The following is a 21,138-nucleotide window of genomic DNA, read 5'->3' as shown; positions in this document are numbered from 1 at the left end:
CAACGCGATGTTCGAGGAGGAACAGTGGCGACCACCACCACAGGCCGCAAACCGATCTACAGGCACCTCTACTTCTGGGTGCTGGTCTCCATCGTGCTCGGCGCGGCGGTCGGCTTCCTGTTCCCGAAACAGGCGTCCGAGATGAAGTGGCTCGCCGACCTGTTCGTCAACCTCGTCAAGGTCGTCATCGCGCCCACCATCTTCGCGACGATCATCGTCGGCATCGCGGGGCTGGGGAACCTCGCCAAGGCGGGCGGGCTCGCACTGCGGACCATCCTGTACTTCACCGCGATGACGACGGTGGCGCTCGCCATCGGCCTGCTCGTCGTGAACATCGTGCAGCCGGGTCACCACGGCGGCGAGATCACGCTGAACGCGAGCCAGGCCGACGCCACGCTGAAGTCCGCCGCGAGCGCGGAGACCGGCGTCACCGGCTTCATCCTGAGCCTGGTGCCGAAGTCGTTCGTCAGCGCGTTCACCGACGGCCAGCTGATCCAGGTGCTCGTCGTCGCGATCCTGGTGGCGGTCGCGGTGGCCGGCATGGGTGAGCGCGGCGCCAAGGTCGTCTCCGCGATGGAGACGCTGTCCAAGGTGATGTTCGGCATCATCAAGCTCGTCATGTACGTCGCCCCGATCGGCGCCTTCGGCGGCATCGCCTACACCGTCGGCAAGTTCGGCGGCAGCGTGCTCGGCAAGCTGCTCTGGCTGATGGGCTCGTTCTACGCCACGTGCATCGTGTTCATCGTCGTCGTGCTCGGGCTGGTGGCGAAGTTCGCGGGCTTCAACCTGCTGAAGTTCCTGCGCTACATCAAGGACGAGATCCTGATCGTGCTCGGCACGTCGTCGAGCGAGTCGGTGCTGCCGCGGATGATGGTCAAGCTCGAGGCGGCGGGCGCGCAGAAGTCGGTCGTCGGGCTCACCATCCCGACCGGCTACTCGTTCAACCTCGACGGCACCTGCATCTACCTGACCATGGGCGCGATCTTCATCGCCCAGGCCACCGGCCACGACGTGTCGATCGGCGTGCAGATCGGCCTGCTGCTGTTCATGCTGATCGCGTCGAAGGGCGCGGCGGGTGTCACCGGCGCCGGTCTGGTCACCCTGGCCGCCTCGCTGCAGGCCTTCGAGGCTCACTCGGCCATCCCCGCGGTCGGCATCGCGCTGATCGTCGGCATCGACCGCTTCATGTCCGAGGCCCGCGCCATCACCAACGTGATCGGCAACGGCGTGGGCTCCCTGGTCGTCGCCGCCTGGCAGAAGGCGCTCGACAAGGACCGCCTGCGCGAGGTGCTCGACAACCCGGACCTCGTCGACGTCGACGACCTGCTGGCGCAGCAGACCGGCGAGGGCGAGGACAAGAAGGAGCCGGTCGCGGCCCACTAGTGCGTCCGTGGCCGGGGGCGGCTCAGCGCGCCCCCGGCCACGTGACCAGACCTCCACGTATGCCGAGGTCCCCCGCTCCCGCCGCGTGCCGGGAGCAGGGGACCTCGTTCTCGTTTGGCAGGGAACAACTTCGGGGCGCGGAATGGACGGTGCGCGCACGGGTCAAAGTAGCCGAGGTGAGCGTCCGCTAACTGGGACGGCAGGCCGGTGACCAGCGAACGGAGTTGGTCACCCGGTGGATGCACTGCCAACTCGGGAATGTCACGCAACTCTCATCGGGCTGGCCGAAGTTGAACGTTCGGTTACGCTGGATCGGTCGTGACGAACGCCGGCGTTGGCCGCAATGTCGCTCCTCAGCGAGGAATCGTTACACATCCATGACCTAGATCACCCATTGGCGGGTGTCGCTGGGTTTCGCGGCTGTTAAAGTCGCGTCAACACGCGGGCCATCGTCGTCCCGTGCTCCCACCTGTTGGTACGAGGTCTGAGCACGAGGGACATCAGTTCTTTACGCGAGGACGACGAAGGAGGTCTGCGCAGTGATCTTCTCCGCCATCCCCGGCCCCCAGGGTCTCTACGACCCCGCTGACGAGCGCGACGCCTGTGGTGTCGCCATGGTGGCCGACATCCAGGGCAGGCGTTCCCACGGCATCGTGAGCGATGCCCTGACCGCGCTGGCGAACCTGGAGCACCGGGGCGCGGCCGGCGCCGAACCCACCTCGGGTGACGGTGCGGGCATCCTCCTGCAGCTACCGGACGAGTTCCTGCGCGCGGTCGCCGGGTTCGACCTGCCGGAACGCGGGCAGTACGCGGCGGGGATCGCCTTCCTCCCGTTCGAGCCGGAAGAACGCGCCGACGCGATGCGGCAGATCGAGCGCATCGCCGAGGAGGAGAACCTCGTCGTCCTCGGCTGGCGCGACGTGCCGGTCGACCCGGAGACGGCCGGCGTCGGCCCGACCGCGCTGTCGGTCGCGCCGCACTTCGCGCAGCTGTTCGTGAAGGGCACCCGGGACGAGGCGGGCATCGCGCTCGACCGCCTGGCCTTCTGCCTGCGCAAGCGGGTCGAGCACGAGGGCAGCGTCTACTTCCCGTCGCTCTCGTCGCGCACGATCGTCTACAAGGGAATGCTGACGACCGAGCAGTTGCCGGCGTTCTTCCCCGACCTGCACGACGAGCGCCTCTTCACGGCGATCGCGCTGGTGCACAGCCGGTTCTCCACGAACACGTTCCCCTCGTGGCCGCTCGCGCACCCGTTCCGGTTCGTCGCGCACAACGGTGAGATCAACACCGTGCGCGGCAACCGCAACCGCATGCGCGCTCGCGAAGCGTTGCTGGACAGCGATCTCATCCCCGGTGACCTCGCGCGCCTGTTCCCGATCTGCGACCCGGACGGGTCGGACTCGGCGAGCTTCGACGAGGTGCTGGAGCTGCTGCACCTCGGCGGCCGCAGCCTGCCGCACGCGGTGCTGATGATGATCCCGGAGGCGTGGGAGAACCACGCCACGATGGACCCGAAGCGCCGCGCGTTCTACCAGTTCCACGCGAGCCTGATGGAGCCGTGGGACGGCCCCGCCTGCGTCACGTTCACCGACGGCGAGATCGTCGGCGCGGTGCTCGACCGCAACGGCCTGCGCCCCGCCCGCTGGTGGCAGACCTCGGACGGCCGCGTCGTGCTGGCGTCCGAGACCGGCGTGCTCGACGTGCCGTCCGACCAGGTCGTCGCGAAGGGCCGCCTGCAGCCCGGCCGCATGTTCCTGGTGGACACCACCGAGGGCCGGATCATCGACGACGACGAGCTCAAGTCGCGGCTGGCCTCCGAGCAGCCCTACGACGAGTGGCTGCACGCCGGCCTGCTCGACCTCGCCGACCTGTCCGACCGCGAGCACGTGGTGCAGAGCCACGAGTCGGTCGTGCGCCGCCAGCTCACCTTCGGCTACACCGAGGAGGAGCTGCGGATCCTGCTCACGCCCATGTCGGTCACGGGCGCCGAGCCGCTCGCCTCGATGGGCACGGACACCCCGGTCGCGGCGCTCAGCCAGCGCTCCCGGCTGCTCTACGACTACTTCGTGCAGAACTTCGCGCAGGTGACGAACCCGCCGCTGGACGCGATCCGCGAGGAGATCGTCACGTCGGTCTCGCGCGTGATGGGCCCCGAGCAGAACCTGCTCGACCCCGGCCCGGTCTCGTGCCGCCACGTGACGCTCGACTACCCGGTCATCGACAACGACGAGCTCGCGAAGCTCATCCACATCAACGACGACGGCGACCTGCCGGGCTTCGCCTGCACCGTCCTCTCCGGACTGTACGAGGTGGACGGTGGCGGCGAGGCGCTCGCCGCGGCGGTCGAACGCGTCCGGCGCGAGGCCTCCGAGGCCATCGCGAACGGCGCGCGCACGCTGGTGCTGAGCGACCGCGACTCCGACCACCGGATGGCGCCGATCCCGTCGCTGCTGCTCGTCTCCGCGGTGCACCACCACCTGGTGCGCACCAAGGAACGCCTGCGCGTCGCGCTCGTCGTCGAGTCCGGCGACTGCCGCGAGGTCCACCACGTCGCCGCCCTGCTGAGCTACGGCGCCGCCGCGGTGAACCCGTACCTCGCCTTCGAGACGATCGAGGACCTGATCAGCCAGGGCGCCATCACCGGCGTGCCCGCGCACAAGGCGATCCGCAACTACGTCAAGGCGCTCGTGAAGGGCGTCCTGAAGATCATGTCGAAGATGGGCATCTCGACCGTCGGCGCCTACACCGCGGCGCAGATCTTCGAGGCGGTCGGCCTGTCGAACGACCTGCTGGACGAGTACTTCACCGGCACGCAGTCCAAGCTCGGCGGCGCCGGCATGGACGTGCTCGCCGAGGAGGTCGCGCTGCGCCACCGCCGCGCCTACCCGGACAACCCGACCGACCGCGCGCACCGCAGGCTCGAGGTCGGCGGTGAGTACGCCTACCGCCGCGAGGGCGAGCTGCACCTGTTCACGCCGGAGACGGTGTTCCTGCTCCAGCACGCCACGAAGACGCGCAAGGAGGACGTCTTCCGCCGGTACACGGCGGAGGTCGAGCGCATCTCGCGGCAGGGCGGCACGTTGCGCGGCCTGTTCAAGTTCCGCACCGAGGGCCGCACGCCGATCCCGATCGACGAGGTCGAGCCGGTCAGCTCGATCGTCAAGCGCTTCAACACCGGCGCCATGTCGTACGGCTCGATCTCGGCCGAGGCGCACGAGACCCTCGCCATCGCGATGAACCGCCTCGGCGGCCGTTCCAACAGCGGTGAGGGCGGCGAGGACCGCGAGCGCCTGTACGACCCGGCGCGGCGTTCCGCGGTCAAGCAGGTCGCGAGTGGACGGTTCGGCGTCACGAGCGAGTACCTCGTGAACGCCACGGACATCCAGATCAAGATGGCGCAGGGCGCGAAGCCCGGCGAGGGCGGCCAGCTGCCCGGCTTCAAGGTCTACCCGTGGGTGGCGCGCACGCGGCACTCCACGCCGGGTGTCGGCCTGATCTCGCCGCCGCCGCACCACGACATCTACTCGATCGAGGACCTGGCGCAGCTCATCCACGACCTGAAGAACGCGAACGAGCAGGCACGGGTGCACGTGAAGCTCGTCTCGTCGATCGGTGTGGGCACGGTCGCGGCGGGTGTCGCCAAGGCGCACGCCGACGTCGTGCTGATCTCCGGTTACGACGGCGGCACCGGGGCCTCGCCGATGAACTCGCTCAAGCACGCGGGCACGCCGTGGGAGATCGGCCTCGCCGAGACCCAGCAGACGTTGCTGCTCAACGGCTTGCGGGACCGCATCACCGTCCAGGTCGACGGTGCGATGCGCACCGGCCGCGACGTCGTGGTCGCCGCGCTGCTGGGCGCGGAGGAGTTCGGCTTCGCCACGGCGCCGCTGATCGTCGCGGGCTGCGTGATGATGCGCGTCTGCCACCTGGACACGTGCCCGGTCGGCGTCGCCACGCAGAACCCGGACCTGCGCGCCCGCTACACCGGCCAGGCCGATCACGTCGTGAACTTCTTCGAGTTCGTGGCGCAGGAGGCCCGCGAGCTGCTGGCGGAGCTCGGGTTCCGCACGATCGACGAGGCCGTGGGCCACGCCGAGCTGCTCGACAAGGACGAGGCGATCGAGCACTGGAAGACCGGGGGCCTGAACCTCGAGCCGGTGTTCGAGGTGCCGGAGACGCCGTGCCCGACGGCGAAGCGCAAGGTCCGCGACCAGGACCACGGCCTGGACAAGGCGCTCGACCGCACGCTGATCCAGCTCGCCGAGGCGGCGCTGGAGGACGCGCACCAGGTCACCCTGGAGCTGCCGGTCCGCAACGTCAACCGCACGGTCGGCACCCTGCTCGGCGCCGAGGTCACCCGCCGCTTCGGTGGCGAGGGCCTGGAGGACGACACGATCCGGGTGAAGCTGACCGGGTCCGCCGGCCAGTCGCTCGGCGCGTTCCTGCCGCGCGGCATCACGCTCGAGATGGTCGGCGACGCGAACGACTACGTCGGCAAGGGCCTGTCCGGCGGGCGGATCATCGTCCGGCCGCACGACGACGCGCCCTTCCGCGCCGAGGACCAGGTCATCGCGGGCAACGTGATCGGCTACGGCGCCACGTCCGGTGAGGTGTTCCTGCGCGGCCGCGTCGGCGAACGCTTCGGCGTGCGCAACTCCGGCGCGTTGCTGGTCGCGGAGGGCGTGGGCGACCACGCGTTCGAGTACATGACCGGTGGCCGGGCCGTGGTGCTCGGGCCGACCGGGCGCAACGTCGCGGCCGGCATGTCCGGCGGTATCGCGTACGTGCTCGACCTGGACCCGTTGTCGGTGAACCAGGAGATGGTGAATCTGCAGCGCCTCAGCGCCGAGGACCTGCGTTGGCTCAAGGACGCCGTCACCAGGCACCACCAGCTCACCGGTTCCGCGGTGGCTGCGTCGCTGCTCGGTGACTGGACCCGGCGAGCCGGTGCGTTCACGAAGGTCATGCCCGGCGACTACCAGCGCGTTCTCGAGGCCATGCGCCTCGCGCGCGCCGAGGGCCGGGATGTTGACGCGGCTGTCATGGAGGCGTCTCGTGGCTGATCCACAGGGTTTTCTGAAGCACTCCCGTTCCGACGCGCCGAAGCGCCCGAAGTCGGAACGCCTGCAGGACTGGAACGAGGTCTACCTCGAGCAGGATCCCGCGGAGCGGAACAACGCCGTGCGCACGCAGGCGACGCGGTGCATGGACTGCGGCATTCCCTTCTGCCACAGCGGAACGGCGGGCTGCCCGCTCGGGAACCTGATCCCCGAGTGGAACGACCTGGTGCGCCGCGGCGACTGGGAGCTCGCCTCGGAACGCCTGCACGCCACCAACAACTTCCCGGAGTTCACGGGCAGGTTGTGCCCGGCGCCGTGCGAGGCGGCCTGCGTGCTGGCGATCTCGCACGACGCGGGCGGCGCCGTCGCGATCAAGCGGGTCGAGGAGACCATCGCGGACGTGTCGTGGGAGAACGGCTACGTGCAGCCGGCCCAGGCGACGGTGTCCTCCGGCAAGCGGGTCGCCGTCGTCGGCTCCGGTCCCGCCGGGCTGGCCGCGGCGCAGCAGCTCACCAGGGCCGGCCACGAGGTCGTCGTGTACGAACGGGACGACCGGCTCGGTGGCCTGCTGCGGTACGGCATCCCCGAGTTCAAGATGGAGAAGAAGGTCCTCGACCGCCGGCTGGCGCAGCTCCGCCGCGAGGGCACGAAGTTCGTGACGGGCTGCGAGGTCGGCGTCGACATCACCGTCGAGCAGCTGCGGGCCGAGTTCGACGCGGTCGTGCTGGCCGTGGGCGCGCTGCGCGGCAGGGACGACAAGACCACCCCCGGCCGCGAGCTCAAGGGCGTGCACCTCGCGATGGACCACCTCGTGCCCGCGAACCGCGCGTGCGAGGGCGACGGCCCGTCGGAGATCTCGGCCGAGGGCAAGCACGTCATCGTCATCGGCGGTGGCGACACGGGGGCCGACTGCTACGGCACCGCGACCCGGCAGGGCGCGTTGTCGGTGACGCAGCTCGACCAGTACCCGATGCCGCCCTCGGTGCGCGACGACGAGCGCTCGCCGTGGCCGGTGTGGCCGCACATCCTGCGCACCTATCCGGCGCACGAGGAGGCGGGCGAACGCCGCTTCACCGTGGCGGTCAAGCGGTTCGTCGGCGATGACGACGGCCACGTGCGCTTCATCGAGCTGCAGCAGGTGCGCGTCGAGAAGGACTCGTCCGGCCGCCGTTCCGTGGTTCCGCTGTCCGACGAGATCGAGGTCCTGCCCGCGGACATGGTGCTGCTGGCGATCGGCTTCGAGGGCGTCGAGCACATGCGCCTGCTCGAAGACCTGGACATCTCGCTGTCCACACGCGGCACGATCTCGTGCGGCTCCGACTGGCAGACGACCGCTCCCGGCGTGTTCGTCTGCGGTGACGCGCACCGCGGCGCGTCGCTCGTGGTGTGGGCGATCGCGGAGGGCCGGTCCGTGGCCAACGCCGTGGACAAGTTCCTCACGGGGTCCTCGAACCTGCCCTCGCCGGTGATCCCGAACCAGCTTCCGCTCGCTGTGGTCTGACAACGGCGTCAGACCAGCGGGGAGCAGCATGACGCCCCGGCCGACAACGACGTCGGCCGGGGCGTTCGCCTTTCCCGCGATCGCCTTCCCGCGGGGGGATCGTGATCCCGCCGGCGGCGCGCGGTCCGGTGAACGACGAGCCCGGCATCAGGCGCCAGGCGTGCACGAGTCCCAGCCGACCTTCCGGCACGCCGCCCGCACCGGCTCGTAGACCGAGTCGTCGACTTTCGCGTAGCCCCACGCCGTCGCGTCCCCCACCGGGCACTCGCCCTGGCAGAAACCGTTGGCGCGCAAGTGGTCCGCGGTGGCCTTGGTCTGCAGCGCGGCCACGATCCGCTGCCGCAGCGGCTCCGGCAGGTCGTCCGCGACGGCGAGCGGCGCGCCGGGGATCAGCTCGGAGGTCCAGATCTTCTTCAACCTGCCCGGCTGGATCTGGCCGCGTTCCACGAGGTGGCGGTCGACCATCTCGTCGAACGCGAAGCCCGCCTCGCACTGCTCGTTCACCACGGCGAGCACCGCCGCCTCGTGGCCGCTGGTGAACACCGGCACGGTGTCGCGCACCGGGTCCAGCCCGGCTTCGCGCAGGGCGGCGCTCGGGAAGAGGAACCCGGACGTGGACACGCGGTCGGCGTAGCAGACGCGGTGGCCGCGCAGGTCGGCCAGCGAGCCGACGGGGGAGCCGGCCCTGACGATGCCGTAGCCGCGGTACGACGGTGTGGCGCCCTGCTCCTTGACCTGCGCGGACACCGGGGTGATGCGGGCGCCGCGCTCGCGGGCCACGACGTAGGACTGCGGGCCGAACGCGCCGATGTCGATCGAGCCGTCACGCATGCCGTCGATGAGCGCGTCGTAGGTGGTCGACTCCTGCACGCGGATCTCCACGCCGGTCTCGCGGCGCAGCATGTTGATGATCGGCAGGAACATCTGCTGGGTCGTGATCGAGCTCGCGGTGGGCGTGCCGCTGAACACGAGGACCTGCCGCTCGGGCGCCTCGTCGGGCGGGGCCGCCGAGCAGGAGGCGAGGAGCAGCACTGCGAGGAGGAGGCGGTTCATCGCTGATCTCCTGAACAGGTGTCGCGATAGGACAGTGCGGGGAGGTACTGCTGCCACTCGAGGTGGCTGAGGCCGCCTCCGGCCACCGCGCAGGCGCGGGCGACGGCGTCGTCGAGCAGGGCCATGTCCCACAGGACGGTGGTGCCGTCCGAGCCCGCGGTGGCGAGGACGGCTCCGCTGGGCGCGAAGGCCACGGAGTTCACCGCCATCCGGTGACCGTCGAGCCGGCGGCCGACCTGGCGGGGCTGGTTCGGGTCGGTGACGTCCCAGACGAGCGTGCCGCCGGTCGACGTGCCGACGGCGAGCTTCGTGCCGTCCGGGGCGAACGCCAGCGCGGAGACCTGCTTGTTCTGCCCGAGCGGCTGGCCGATCGGCAGGGGGTGGTCGGGATCGGCGACGTTCCACAGGATCGTCGTGCCGTCGGTGCTGCCCGCGGCGAACACCTTGCCGTCGGCCGAGAACGCCGCCGCGCTGATGCCGTTGTTGTGCCCCGCGAGCGTCGCGATCAGGGTCCTGGTCTTGACGTTCCACAGCTGGACGGTGTTGCGGTCGCCCAGGATCGCGTCCACGTCGCCGTGCTGCGCCAGGGAGTACAGCTTCGAGGGCCCGGCGCTCTCGTCGATCTTCCTGGGCTGCTGCGGGTAGCCGACGTCCCAGCGGATCCGCCGGTTGTCCGAGCCGGTCGTGACGAGCGTGGTGCCGTCCTCGAACGCGAGGGACTTCACGAGCATGCCGTGCCCGGTGAGCGGCAGCCCGATCCGGCGCGGCCGTTCGGCCATCTCCCACACGATCGCCGGCCCGTGGGTGCTGCCGGTGACGAGCCGCAGCCCGTCGGGGGAGTACGCGAGCGAGGACACCGCGCCCCGCTGGCCCACCAGCGGGTCGGCGAGCTGCCGAGGCTCCCCCGGCGAGCTGAGGTCCCACAGGACCGTGGTGGCGTCGTGGCTGCCGGCCGCCAGCACCGGTGCCGCCGGCGAGAACGCCACCGACGAGACGACGCCGATGTGACCGGTGAGCCGCGTGTGCGTCCGGCCGGCCAGGCCCCACAACGTCGTCACGCCGTCCGACCCGCCGGCGGCCAGCAGCGTTCCGTCGCCGTTGAACGCCACGGACGACACGGCCTTGCCGACGCCGTCGCTCAGCGGCTCGCCCGGCACGGGACGCGCGGGATCGCCGATGTCCCACACCACCACGGTGCCGTCGTGGCTGCCGGTGGCGAGCTTCGCCCCGGAGAACGCCACGGACGACACCCCGGCGCCCTGGCGCTGGAACGGCTCGCCGAGCCGCGCCGGGCGCGGACCGGCCGACCACAGCGAGGTGGTGCCGTCCGAGCGGCCGATCGCGAGCAGCGTCCCGGTCCGGTCGAACGCCACCGAGGTCACCGGAGGTCCGGACGCCAGGCGGTGGCGCCGTGACGTGTTCCCGGTGTCCCACAGCAGCACCGAGCCGTCCGAGCTGCCGATCGCCGCGAGACCGGGGGACAGCGCCACCGAGGTGACCGCCGCGCCGGTGCCGGACTCGCGGGCGAGCCACCGGGGTGTGCCCGTGAGGTCCCACAGGCTCGCGGTGCCGTCCGTGCCGCCGACGACAGCCATGTGCCCGGTGGGAGCGAACGCGACAGCGGACACCGTCTCACCGAACGAGCCGCCGTAGCGCGTGGTCAGCAACGTGTTGACCAGCTCGATGTTCGTGTCCGAGCTGGGCGCGAGGTCGTGCGCGGCCAGCCCGAGCCGCAACGCGAGCTGCGGTGAGGAGTTCCGCGCGACCTGCGCCTGGGCGACGAGTGCGCGTGCCGTCGCCGTGTCGCGTTCGTCGCTGGCGGTGCGCCACTGGAACGCGGCGAGGCCCGCCGCGCCGATCGCCGCCACGAGGAACACCGCCAGCCAGCTGACCGTGCGCCGCCGGTCGCGGCGGCGTTGCCCGCGCAGCACCTCGATCCGGGCGCGGCTCGCGGTGAGGAACCGGCGGGCGTCCGGGGAGAGGTCCTCGTCGGCCACCAGCGGTTCGATGGCGGCGAAGGTGTCCTCGTTGAGCAGCAGGTGGTCCGCGCACTGCCCCTCGGTCCACTGCGAGGCGTCCAGCTCGACCGACTGGGCCGCGCGCAGGCCGATCTGGCGTTCGTCGATCGCGTTGCGCAACGGCCGCCACTCGGTGAACAGCGCCTCGTGCGCCACCCCGATCCAGCGGCCCTGCTTGTCGCCGCTCGCGGTGAGCAGGCGGTGCCGGACGAACACCTCCAGCGCCTCCCGCGCGCCGGGGTCGAGCTGGGCCATGGTGACGCGCTTGCGGGTCGGCCTGCCGGTGTGGTCGAGGGTGGCGAGCGACGCGAGCCGGGAGAGCAGCTCCTCCCTGCTCAGCCCGGTCTCCGAGACGGCGCTGTCGAGGACGTCGTCGGCGTGGCGGGCCAGTGCGCCGTGCACGCCGCCCAGGTGCTCGTACCGCTCGCTCGACAGCGTGCCGCCCCTGGGCACGCCCATCGCCAGGTGTTGCAGCGTGAACGCGAGCAACGGCAGCGCCTCGCCGCTCGCGGTGTCCTCGACGAGCTGCGCCACGAGCTCGGGGTGCACCTTGAGCCCGGCGACCCGTGCGGGACCGGTGATCACGACGTTGAGCACCTCGCGGGCCAGCGGCGCCAGCACGTACCCGGCGATGTGCACGCCGCTCAGCTCGGGCAACGTCCGCAGGTCGTCGAGGAACTCCGACCGCAGCGTGGCGATCACCCGCACGTTGTCGCCGAGCGCGTCCCTGAGCAGGCTCACGACGACCTGGCGGTCCTTCTCGCCGGCGCGGGTGAAGAGCTCCTCCGCCTGGTCGATGGTGATCAGCAGCTTGCGGTCGTCGTCGACGAGCTCGCGGGCCACTCCGCGCAGCCCGTCGACGACGAGCCGGTCCCTGGTCTCCTGCAGGCTCCAGCCGAGGCCGACGCGGCCGGCGGTCTTGCGCACCGCGCGGGCGAGCGCGTCGAGCGGGTCGTTGCCCGGCAGCCACGGCGGCATGACGAGCCAGCGGGGGTCGTCCGCGAGCTGGGCCAGCAGCCCGGCCTTCACCAGCGACGACTTGCCGCAGCCCGACGGCCCGACGACGGTGAGCAGGCCGGGGCCGCGGCGCACCCGGCGGGCCAGCGCGCGGGTCTCCTGGTCGCGCCCGAAGAACACGGCGCTCAGCGACGTCGTGAACGCGTCCAGGCCGGGGAACGGCTCCTGGTCCTTCGCGAGCGTGCGGCCACCGGCGTCGAACTGCCGCAGCGCGTTCCGCAGGTGCTCGCGCGCGGTGGCGTGCGGGATGTGGTTGAGGTGGCCGATCAGCGGGTGGATCACGCCCTCGGTCTGCACGGGCAGCAGGAGGCAGCCCAGCGCGTCCGCGATGGCGACCTCGGCGTTGCACCAGCTCGACGCGACCGAGGCCTGGCTGATCACGCACACCACGGCGTCGGCCTTGCGCAGCTCGTGGTGCAGCCGTTCGCGCCACGCCTCGCCGACCCGGATCCCGTCCTCGGGGTGCACCTCCAGGAACGTCTCGTGGTCACCGTCGAGCCAGTCACGGATCTGCGTCGCGATCGCCACGTCCTGCGTCGCGTGGCTGATGAACACCCTTGCCACGACGGCCTCCTTTGGCATTCGGTCACCGATTGTGCAGATCCCGCTGGGATCGGGGGCCGGTTGTCCACTTATTGGCACATCTGCAACGCGGCAGGGTCACTCCCCGCATACGTACGTTTCCGTGAAATCAGAATCACTTTCGGGTGAATCTTGTGCGAGATGAGGGCGATCTTCGTCTCGTACATCGCGCAGGTTGTCCACTTCGAGCGAAACTGGTAGTCGTAGATCAACTCGGTCGGGGGGTGAACATGCGCAGCGTTCTGCTCGCGGTCGTCATCGCCCTGTGCGCTGTGCTGGCACCGGCCGTCACCTCCGTGTCGCTGGGCGCACCGCCGCCGAAGTCGAAGACCTCGGCTCCCAAGGAGGAAGCGCCCCGCGAGGAGCGCGAGCCGAGCCGGCTGCGGTTGCTCGTGGCTTCGGCCGAGCGAGCTTCCGCCGTGGCCAGGCCGTCGTACGTGACGGTGTTCGCGCCGCATGCCATGCCGAGCCTCGCCCTGATCTCCGCGGCCGAGCCGGCGGTGGTGTGGCGCACACCTCCCGCACTGCAGGTGTTCAGAAACTGATCGGTCCCCGCCGTCCGATCAAACCGAACACTTCTTCCCAGGCAGTGAGGGATTCCCATGGATTTCCATCGCTTTGTTCAGCATGCCCGCGCACACGCCGAGTCCCGTTCCCGTGAACTCGGCCAAAAGCTCGCCGCAGGTCAGCAGCCCAGCACCATGTTCATCACGTGTGCCGACTCGCGGATCGTGACCGCCGCGATCACCGGTGCCGAGCCCGGCTCGCTGTTCGAGCTGCGCACCGCGGGCAACGTCATCCCCCCGTACTCGCTCACCGCGCCGTCCAGCGAGATGGCCACGATCGAGTTCGCCGTCCTCCAGCTCGGCGTCAGCGAGATCGTGGTGTGCGGTCACTCCCACTGCGGCGCGGTGGGGGCGTTGCACGGCGGCGGCATCGACCACCTGCCCGCGATGCGCGGCTGGCTGCGCCCGCGGGCACCGCGCGACGCCGCCGACCCGGCCATGCGCGAGGAGGGGCAGGAGCACGTCCGGGTGCAGCGGGAGGTCCTGCTGTCCTACCCGTTCGTGGCCGAGAGGGTGGCGAGCGGGCGGCTGCGCGTCCACGGCTGGTTCTACGACATCGAGACCGGCCGGGTCTCCGTGTGTGCCGAGCGCGCCTTCCTTCCGCTGTAGGGGACTCACGGTGATCAAGAAATATTGGGCCGATCTCGGCGCATCGATCGTCGTGTTCCTCGTGGCGCTGCCGCTGTGCGTGGGCGTGGCGGTGGCCTCCGGGGTGCCGGCCGAACTCGGCATCGTGACCGGCGTGGTCGGCGGTATCGTCGTCGGCCTGCTGCCGGGCAGCACGATGCAGGTGAGCGGGCCGGCCGCCGGACTGACGGTGCTGGTGGCGGACGCCGTCGGCCGGCACGGGATCCAGGCGCTGGGCGTGATCGTCCTCGGCGCCGGTCTGCTGCAGGTGGCGCTGGGCCTGGCCCGGTGCGGGCGGTGGTTCCGCGCGATCTCGCCGTCGGTGGTGCAGGGCATGCTCGCGGGCATCGGGCTGGTGCTGATCCTCGGGCAGCTCGAGCCGGTGGTGGCGTCCCCGGTGGCGGTGGCGCTCGCGCTGCTCACCGTCGTGATCATGCTGCTGTGGCAGCGGACCCCGCTGAGGGTCGTGCCCGGCGTGCTCGTGGGTGTCGTCGTCTGCACCGCGCTGGCCGCGGTCTTCGCGGCGCAGGTCGACCGGATCGTGGTCGGCACTCTGTCGGCGGACGTGCACCTGCCGGACTTCTCGCTGCTGGACACCGGGGTCGTCGGCACCGCGGTGGTGTTCGCGCTGGTCGCCTCGGCGGAGAGCATGTTCAGCGCCGCCGCCGTCGACCGCATGCACGACCGTCCACGCACGCGCTACAACCGCGAGCTGGTCGCGCAGGGGGTGGGCAACACGATCTGCGGCCTGCTCGGGGCGCTGCCCATGACGGCCGTGATCGTGCGCAGCGCGACCAACGTGTCGGCGGGTGCGCGCACCAAGGCGTCCAGGGTCCTGCACGGCGTGTGGCTGCTGCTGTTCGTGGTGCTGGCGCCGGGGCTGCTGACGTTGATCCCGGTCGCCGTGCTGGCGGCGGTGCTGGTGCACGCCGGGTGGAAGCTGCTCGGCCTGCGGCAGCTCGTCGCGTTGTGGCGCACGGACAGGACCGAAGCCGCGGTGCTCGTGCTGACCGCCGGGCTGATCGTGGCCACGGACCTGCTGACCGGCACGGTGGTGGGTCTGCTGGCCGCGGTCGTGAAGACGGCCTGGGACGTGTCGCGGCTGTCGGTCGTGGTCACGCCGGAGGGGGTCGAGCTGCGCGGCAACGCGACCTTCCTGCGGCTGCCGCGGCTGCTGGACGTGCTGGACGGCGTCGACCGGGAGCACGTCCGGATGGACCTGAGCGAGGTCCGGCACCTCGACCAGGCCTGCGGGCAGGCCATCGACCAGTGGGTCGACGAGACCCGCCGGGCGGGCAGGACCGTCGAGCTGGTCGGCAGGTAGCGCGGTGGCGCCGCGGCCTCCGCGGCCGCGGCGCCACCGGGAACGAGATCGAGAAGAACCGGTGAACACTGGGCCGTCCGGGTGTACCCGGCTAACGGCTCCGTGAGATGTGTCGACCCTGCAGATGAGCCACAGGGGGCGACACATGACCAGCACAGCCGTGAAGATCGGCTTTGACGAGGAGTTCCTCGGCGTCGAGGCCGGGATCCCCGTCCTGACGGACTCGGGGGCCGCCGACGCGGTGGAGCTCGACGGTTCGACCACGATCGACTACACGCACTTCTCGCTCGCCATGAGCAAGTCGCGCAAGTTCGCGCTCTGGGTCGCGTGGAACATCGACGGCGGCGACCTGAAAGCGTTGAGCCGCACCAACATCCCGTTCGTCAAGGACCCGCGGGTCCCCGCCGGGTTCCAGACCGGCGACGAGCTCTACCGCGACAACAGGCTCGACCGCGGCCACCTCGCCCGCCGCGCCGACCTGTGCTGGGGCCCGAAGGCGGAGGCGCAGCGGGCGAACAAGGACTCGTTCTTCTTCACGAACATCACGCCGCAGATGGACGACTTCAACCAGAGCACCAAGGAAGGGCTCTGGGGCCGGCTCGAGGACGCGGTGCTCGCCGACGTCGACGTGGACAACCTCAGGGTCAGCGCCTACGGCGGCCCGGTGTTCAACGCCGACGACCGGGTGTTCCGCAGCGTCGCGATCCCGCGCGAGTTCTACAAGGCGATCGCGTTCGTGGTGAACGGGGAGCTGCGGTGCAGCGCGTTCCTGCTCACGCAGAACCTCGTCCTCGCGGAGGCGCTCGACCTGGACGAGTTCCGCGTGTTCCAGGTGTCGCTGGCCGAGCTGGAGAAGCGGGTGAGCTTCACCTTCCCGGCGCAGTTGCACGCCGCCGACACCGCGTCCGTGCAGTTGTTCGAGGAGTCGGAGCGCAAACCGCTGGGGAGCCTCGCCGACATCCGGTGGTGAGGCGCAGCCGGTCCGGCGTGACGTGGTGACGTGTACGCCGGGCAGTTGTGGGCGCGGCCGGTCCGGCGTGACGTGGTGACGCGCACGCCGGGCAGTTGTGCGCGCAGCTCGTCCGGCGTGACGTGGTGACGTGTACGCCGGGCAGTTGTGCGCAGCTCGTCCGGCGTCACGTCGTGACGCGCACGCCCGGCAGTTGTGCGCGCAGCTCCTCCAGCCGGGCCGCCGACTCCGGCTGGTGCACGACCAGGTGCTCCAGCGCCGGCAGCGCGCGCAGGTCGTCCGGCGCGGGCACGCCGAAGACCTCCAGCGTCGTGATGGTCGGCCACCGCCGCAGCCCCGTCAGCGGGTAGGGCGGGCGGTGGTCGATCGCGAGCTCCCGCAACGAGGGCAGCTCCGGCAACGCCTCCAGCCCGTCGTCGGTCCCGGAGTCGCGGATCTGCAGCCGCCGCAGCGACCCGCCCGCGAGCGACGCCAGCTCGACCCGGCTGAAGTGCAGGTGCAGCTCGTCCAGGTCCCTCACCGGGGACAGGTCGATCCGCCCGAGTGGCCGGCACCGGCTCAGGTGCAGCTCCTTGAGTGACCGGGAACCGGCCAGTGGCGAGAGGTCGCGCATGACCTCGTTCTCCCACAGCTCCAGCCGGTGCAGCGACGGCATCGCGCCCAGCGGGTCGAGCGGGTTGATGTTTCCGATGCACCGCACGTGCCGCAGCTTCTCCAGGTGCATGATGAACTGGATCCGGTGCCAGCCGCGGACGTCGACCCTGCGGTCGCCGAAGTCCACTTTGGACAGAACGCTCCTGGCGTACTTCTCGGCGTCCGGCGTGTTCCGCCACGCCCGCAGCAGCTCGTCGATGACCATCGCGTGGTCCACGGCCACGAACTCCGCCAGCCGCTCCCACGCTCCGTCGCCGCCGATGTTGGCCAGCGTCCGCACGACGTACGCGGCCTCCTCCGCGGCCTCCGGTCCCGGCAGCAGGTCGACCACGAACGAGCCGGCCTCGGCCAGCGCGTCGGCGTGCGCGAAGCTCGTCGGCGGGATCAGCGCGGCGGCGGCCTGCGTGACCTGCGCCCGCGCCGTCTCCGGCTCGATCACGTCGGCCTGGTCCAGGCACGCCAGCGCGAGCAGCCGCAGCTTGTCGCGCCCGCGCTCGTCCTTGCGCGTGTCGTCGTTGCCCGCCAGCAGGTCCATCAGCACGCGAGCCCGTTCGCGCGGCCGGGCGTGGGCGACCGCCATCACCACGACGTCATGCCACTCGTCGAGATGTGCCCTGTCCACCAACAGGTTCAGGTCGCCCGCGTCGACGACCTCCTTGGCCGCCAGGTAGTCGCGGAACGTGCGGTGCACGAACTGCACCCGCTCGGACGACACCTCGCGCAGCAGCCCCGCGCGTTCGAGCAGGCGCTGCATCGCCTCGTCCGGGTCGATGTCGTGCGACCTCAGCCCCCGCATCGCGTTCCCGAGCCGGTGCACGGCCTCCTCGCGCGGCACCGTCAGCTCCCGGTTGCGCACCAGCGAGTACGCGAACCGCTGCAGCAGGACGAGCTGCTCCTCCTTGGAGAACGACGGCAGCGCGAGCCCGCGGTCCTCGTCCCACCGCACGAGCAGCAGGTCCAGCGCGGCCTCGTACAGCGACCGCCGATCGCGCGGCAGGTGCATGTTCCGGTCCTGGTGCAACGCGCACAACAGCCCCGCCAGCAACGGGCTCGACGCGAGCCGCCGCAGGTCGGGACGCCTGCCCAGGGTCGCCAGCAGCCGCGCCTCGCAGTCGGTCAGCCACACCCGCGCGTCCCGGGTGAGCCCCGGCTCGTCGCGCGCCGCGGTGTGCCAGGCCTCGACGAAGTCGCGCACGCCCTTGTCGCTCAGCGGCAGCAGGTCGAACGCGGCGAAGTCGCACTCCTCCAGCCAGTCCTCCGGCACGGCCGCCGGGCGCGTGGTGATCGCGTACCTGGCCTGCGGGTAGGCGTTCACCAGCCGGCAGAGCCACTGGCGCGCCTCCTCGCGCCGCTCCGACACCAGCTCGTCCACGCCGTCGACCAGGACGAGCGCACGTCCCTCCTTGAGCCGCGCGGTGACCCACCCGGACGGCTTCTCCTCCTCGATCATCGAGGCGGTCGACGAGATGAACTCCTCCGGCTTCGGCAGCGTCGCGTACTGCCGCAGCGGTACGAAGAAGGGCACCAGCCCGAGCCACTCGTTGCCCGAGGTCCGGGTCTCGCCCAGCGCGTTCATCGCGAGCCAGCGCAGGAACGTCGTCTTGCCCGCGCCCGCGCCGCCCCGGATCAGCACCCGTGGCGTGTCCGCCAGTGCCGCCGCCACCGGCAGCCCGGCACCGGTCAGCTCGTCGGTGTCGCCGACCCGTGCCACCGCCAGCGAGACGTACGAGGTGTCGAACGAGTGCCGCCGCGGCGCCCGCCCGCGCGACACGCCGAAGAGCTCCAGCCCGCCCAGCGAGTGCGAGACCTGGTCGGCGTAGCGGTCCTCGAAGTCCCGGTGCGACGAGGCCAGCGCCACCTGCTGCCGGTCGGCGAGGCGGGCCACGGCATCGGCCGTCGCCCGGCTGATCCGGAACATCTCCACGGCGAGCCGCCGCGCGTACTCCGGCTGCGACCACACCAGCTCCACCACGGCGACGCAGACCCGCGTCAGCAGCGCGTCGTGGACGGCCGTCGCGTGGTCGGACAGGCCCGCCGCCCGCCGGATCTTCTCCGACCTGGTCAGCACGTACGCGCGCAGCGACTCGGGCGTCAGCATCACCCGCAGCGCCTCGTCCTCGCGCAACGGCAGCGCCGCTTCCAGCGACTCGCGCACCGCGTCCACCGCGGCCTGCCACTCGTGCTGCTCGACGGTGCTGAGCTCACCCCGGGCGAGCTCGCCGGAGACCCGCTCGACCAGCGGACCCGGCCGGGTCAGCTCCCGCTGCCGCTTCTTGTTCCTGGCCCCCTTGTGCACCACGTCGAAGAGACCGAGCAGCACGCGCTCCAGCGCGGTCTCGAGCACCAGCAGCAGTCCGGCGGAAAACGGATCGGGCACATCGCCAGTATCGGCACGTGATCACCGCGCTTCCCGGAACTTCACCAGCTGTTCATTCCGGCAGCGCGACCTTGCGGACGTGCCCGATGTCGAACTCCCTGCTCGTGCCGTCCGCGCAGTCGGCGCTCAACACGCCCTCCAGGTGCTTGGTCGGGATGATCACGTGCGACTCCAGCTCGCGCGGGCCGCTCGCGTACTCGATCGCGACGCGCTGCCCGTCCACCAGGGCGGAGGCGAGGACCAGCACCTCCTCGTCGCACAGGACGACGTTCTGGTCCCGCAGCATCCGCGCCGCGCCGGCCCGCGGGGCGCCCCGCCCGACGGTCGGCCGTTCCTGCTCCACCAGCCTGACCGCGAGCTGGGTGAGCTCCAGGTCGTCGAGCTCGGTACGCCACCAGCTCTCCGGCCGGCGCTCGCCCCGCGCCGGCGCCCGGCGCCGCTCGACACTCTCCACAATGGACTGATCACCCGCGTCCAGTCCGGTCGGCGCGTACCCGGCCCGCCGCAACGCCGCCAGCGTCTCCGCCATCGGCTTGCCCGACGCCAGCACCGTCGGCGCCAGGAACCGCAGCTCGAGCGGCGCCAGCCGCTTGGACCGGGCGATCTCCTGCAGCAGCGCCGAGTCCGTGGCCCGCAGGCAGCTCGCCACGTCCGTCACCGTCAGCTGCCCGTGCCGCCGCGCCACGTCCCGCACCTGGTGCTCGACGACCTGCGGCAGCGGTGCCTCCGCCACGGCTGCCAGTCGCGCGAGCACGTCCTGCGCGGACAACCCCGTGTCCAGCGCGCGCCGCACCGATCCCGCCGACAGCCGCCACACCCGTGCGGTGTCGTTGTCCTCCAGGTCGGCCACCAGGTCCAGCGTGGCGCTGAGCTCCGGTGAGGGCAGCCCGGTCACCACCGCGGTCATGTCGGTCTGGAACAGGGCCCTCTCCGTCGCCGGTGGCATGAGCAGGGCCGCGGCGGCCTCGACGTCACCGTTCTCCCGCACCGCCACGCCCAGCGGCGTCAGGGCGCCGCCGGCCATGAGCCCCAGCGACTCCATCTCGCCGATCACCGCCGCCGTCGCCCGCTCGTCGTGCACCGCGGGACGCTCCCAGACGAGCTGCGCCACCAGCTCACCCATGTCCAGGAACGCCTCGTGCGCCGAGAAGCTCTCCAACGCGCTGCGCCGCAGCACCAGCCCCGCCGAGCCGGTGTAGTCGCGCAACGCCGCCCGCGCCTGGTCGGGTTCCGGCCGCCAGTCCATCCGCGGCCACGCGTTCACCAGCGCCGCGAGCCGGGCGCCCGGCCGCGCGGCGAGCCAGTCGTCACCCTGCCTCGTCGGCAGCAGCCGCGAGCGGTCCACGCCGACGAGCTGGGCCTCGGCCGCGAGCTCCAGCCACAGCCGCAGCACGCCGTCGGCGACCCGCAGCGCCCTGGCGACCCGCCGGATCTCCACCGTCGCTACACCGCCGGTGTAGCGGGCGTCGAAGTTGTCCTGGTCGCAGTAGGCCAGCAGGCGCGCCACTCCGTCCACAGTGGACATCGCGGGCACGACGGGGGAGATCTCCGGTGCCGTGCGCTTGGCCGGGGCCTGGGGCCGCGGCGTCAGCCGTCCGGTCGCCGCGCCGCTCGCGCGCACCGAGTTCACCGCGACGAGCCTCGGCCCCTCCGGCCACGCCAGCGCCCGCCGGCCGAGCTCGGCGAAGGCCCGTTCGAAGCCGGCGGTCGTGCAGCGCAGCTCGGCGCACACCGTGTCGACGGTGCCCGAGCCGCCCTGCGCCACGATGGCGCCGAGGACGTCGAGCGCGCCCTGGTCCAGCGTGTCCTCGGCGGCGCGCACCGAGTCCGCGTCGGTGAGCTGCGTCGCGAGGTCCTTCAACGTCCGGATGAAGCGGTCCGCCACGTCACGCCGATGCACGAGGATCGCGGTCACCTCGTCCGGTTCGAGTTGGTGGAGCCAGGTCGCGAGCGCGTTGATACGGCGAGGCATTCACCGGATTATGGTCCCGATTGTGCGTTCTCAA

The 21,138-nt window shown here is 71.4% G+C and carries 11 protein-coding genes; 7 read left to right on the top strand and 4 right to left on the bottom strand.

Annotated features, from left to right (window positions below; genetic code table 11):
• The first annotated feature begins 24 nt into the window (after positions 1 to 24).
• The 3 genes from dctA (at position 25) to BMW88_RS10850 (ending at position 7,944) form a co-directional block, all read left to right on the top strand.
• Positions 25 to 1,383: a C4-dicarboxylate transporter DctA gene (gene dctA / locus BMW88_RS10860; RefSeq protein WP_089950517.1), complete on the top strand. Its 1,359-nt coding sequence runs from the start codon at positions 25 to 27 to the stop codon at positions 1,381 to 1,383.
• A 539-nt stretch (positions 1,384 to 1,922) separates the two neighbouring features.
• Positions 1,923 to 6,446 carry a glutamate synthase large subunit gene (gene gltB, locus BMW88_RS10855; RefSeq protein WP_089950516.1) on the top strand — a complete coding sequence of 1,508 codons (4,524 nt, stop codon included), beginning with the start codon at positions 1,923 to 1,925 and terminating at the stop codon, positions 6,444 to 6,446.
• Complete coding sequence (locus BMW88_RS10850; RefSeq protein ID WP_089950515.1) at positions 6,439 to 7,944, top strand: glutamate synthase subunit beta; 1,506 nt, start codon at positions 6,439 to 6,441, stop codon at positions 7,942 to 7,944. The genes gltB and BMW88_RS10850 overlap by 8 nt, the downstream gene beginning before the upstream one ends.
• Before the next feature lie 147 nt (positions 7,945 to 8,091).
• On the opposite strand, the gene BMW88_RS10845 is transcribed toward BMW88_RS10850, so the two are convergent.
• The gene (locus BMW88_RS10845) at positions 8,092 to 8,997 is read right to left on the bottom strand and encodes a phosphate/phosphite/phosphonate ABC transporter substrate-binding protein (protein WP_089950514.1); all 906 of its coding nucleotides are present in this window, start codon (positions 8,995 to 8,997) and stop codon (positions 8,092 to 8,094) included.
• Complete coding sequence (locus BMW88_RS10840; protein ID WP_177221042.1) at positions 8,994 to 12,596, bottom strand: nSTAND1 domain-containing NTPase; 3,603 nt, start codon at positions 12,594 to 12,596, stop codon at positions 8,994 to 8,996. Before BMW88_RS10840 ends, BMW88_RS10845 begins: the two co-directional genes overlap by 4 nt.
• 248 nt (positions 12,597 to 12,844) lie before the next feature.
• On the opposite strand from BMW88_RS10840, the gene BMW88_RS10835 reads away from it, so the two are divergent.
• From BMW88_RS10835 to BMW88_RS10820, 4 genes are all read left to right on the top strand, one after another.
• Complete coding sequence (locus BMW88_RS10835) at positions 12,845 to 13,159, top strand: hypothetical protein (RefSeq protein WP_143116033.1); 315 nt, start codon at positions 12,845 to 12,847, stop codon at positions 13,157 to 13,159.
• Positions 13,160 to 13,315: 156 nt separating this feature from the next.
• A complete protein-coding gene (locus tag BMW88_RS10830) occupies positions 13,316 to 13,789 on the top strand; it encodes a carbonic anhydrase (protein WP_245777701.1) in 474 nt (157 codons plus the stop codon).
• Positions 13,790 to 13,799: 10 nt separating this feature from the next.
• Positions 13,800 to 15,131, top strand: coding sequence for a SulP family inorganic anion transporter (locus tag BMW88_RS10825; protein ID WP_245777700.1), 1,332 nt, complete (start codon positions 13,800 to 13,802; stop codon positions 15,129 to 15,131).
• A gap of 145 nt (positions 15,132 to 15,276) precedes the next feature.
• Entirely contained in the window at positions 15,277 to 16,101 is an 825-nt protein-coding gene (locus BMW88_RS10820) for a DNA/RNA non-specific endonuclease (protein WP_245777699.1), read from the top strand.
• A gap of 166 nt (positions 16,102 to 16,267) precedes the next feature.
• On the opposite strand, the gene BMW88_RS10815 is transcribed toward BMW88_RS10820, so the two are convergent.
• Together BMW88_RS10815 and BMW88_RS10810 are read right to left on the bottom strand one after the other, a co-directional pair.
• Positions 16,268 to 19,132 (bottom strand): NACHT domain-containing protein, encoded by a 2,865-nt coding sequence (locus BMW88_RS10815; RefSeq protein WP_089950509.1) that lies wholly within the window; start codon positions 19,130 to 19,132, stop codon positions 16,268 to 16,270.
• A 52-nt stretch (positions 19,133 to 19,184) separates the two neighbouring features.
• Positions 19,185 to 21,104 (bottom strand): helicase-associated domain-containing protein, encoded by a 1,920-nt coding sequence (locus BMW88_RS10810; protein WP_089950508.1) that lies wholly within the window; start codon positions 21,102 to 21,104, stop codon positions 19,185 to 19,187.
• Positions 21,105 to 21,138: the final 34 nt, after the last annotated feature.

Source organism: Lentzea xinjiangensis, assembly GCF_900110955.1.
Lineage (GTDB): Bacteria > Actinomycetota > Actinomycetes > Mycobacteriales > Pseudonocardiaceae > Lentzea > Lentzea xinjiangensis.
This window is presented reverse-complemented; position numbering and strand designations above follow the sequence as displayed.

What these genes read in the sequence shown, in the direction of transcription:
- BMW88_RS10835 (WP_143116033.1), top strand. Translation starts at nt 12,845, where the DNA reads ATGCGCAGCGTTCTGCTCGCGGTCGTCATCGCCCTGTGCGCTGTGCTG.
- BMW88_RS10830 (WP_245777701.1), top strand. Translation starts at nt 13,316, where the DNA reads ATGTTCATCACGTGTGCCGACTCGCGGATCGTGACCGCCGCGATCACC.
- BMW88_RS10820 (WP_245777699.1), top strand. Translation starts at nt 15,277, where the DNA reads ATGACCAGCACAGCCGTGAAGATCGGCTTTGACGAGGAGTTCCTCGGC.
- BMW88_RS10845 (WP_089950514.1), bottom strand. Translation starts at nt 8,997, where the DNA reads ATGAACCGCCTCCTCCTCGCAGTGCTGCTCCTCGCCTCCTGCTCGGCG.
- BMW88_RS10810 (WP_089950508.1), bottom strand. Translation starts at nt 21,104, where the DNA reads ATGCCTCGCCGTATCAACGCGCTCGCGACCTGGCTCCACCAACTCGAA.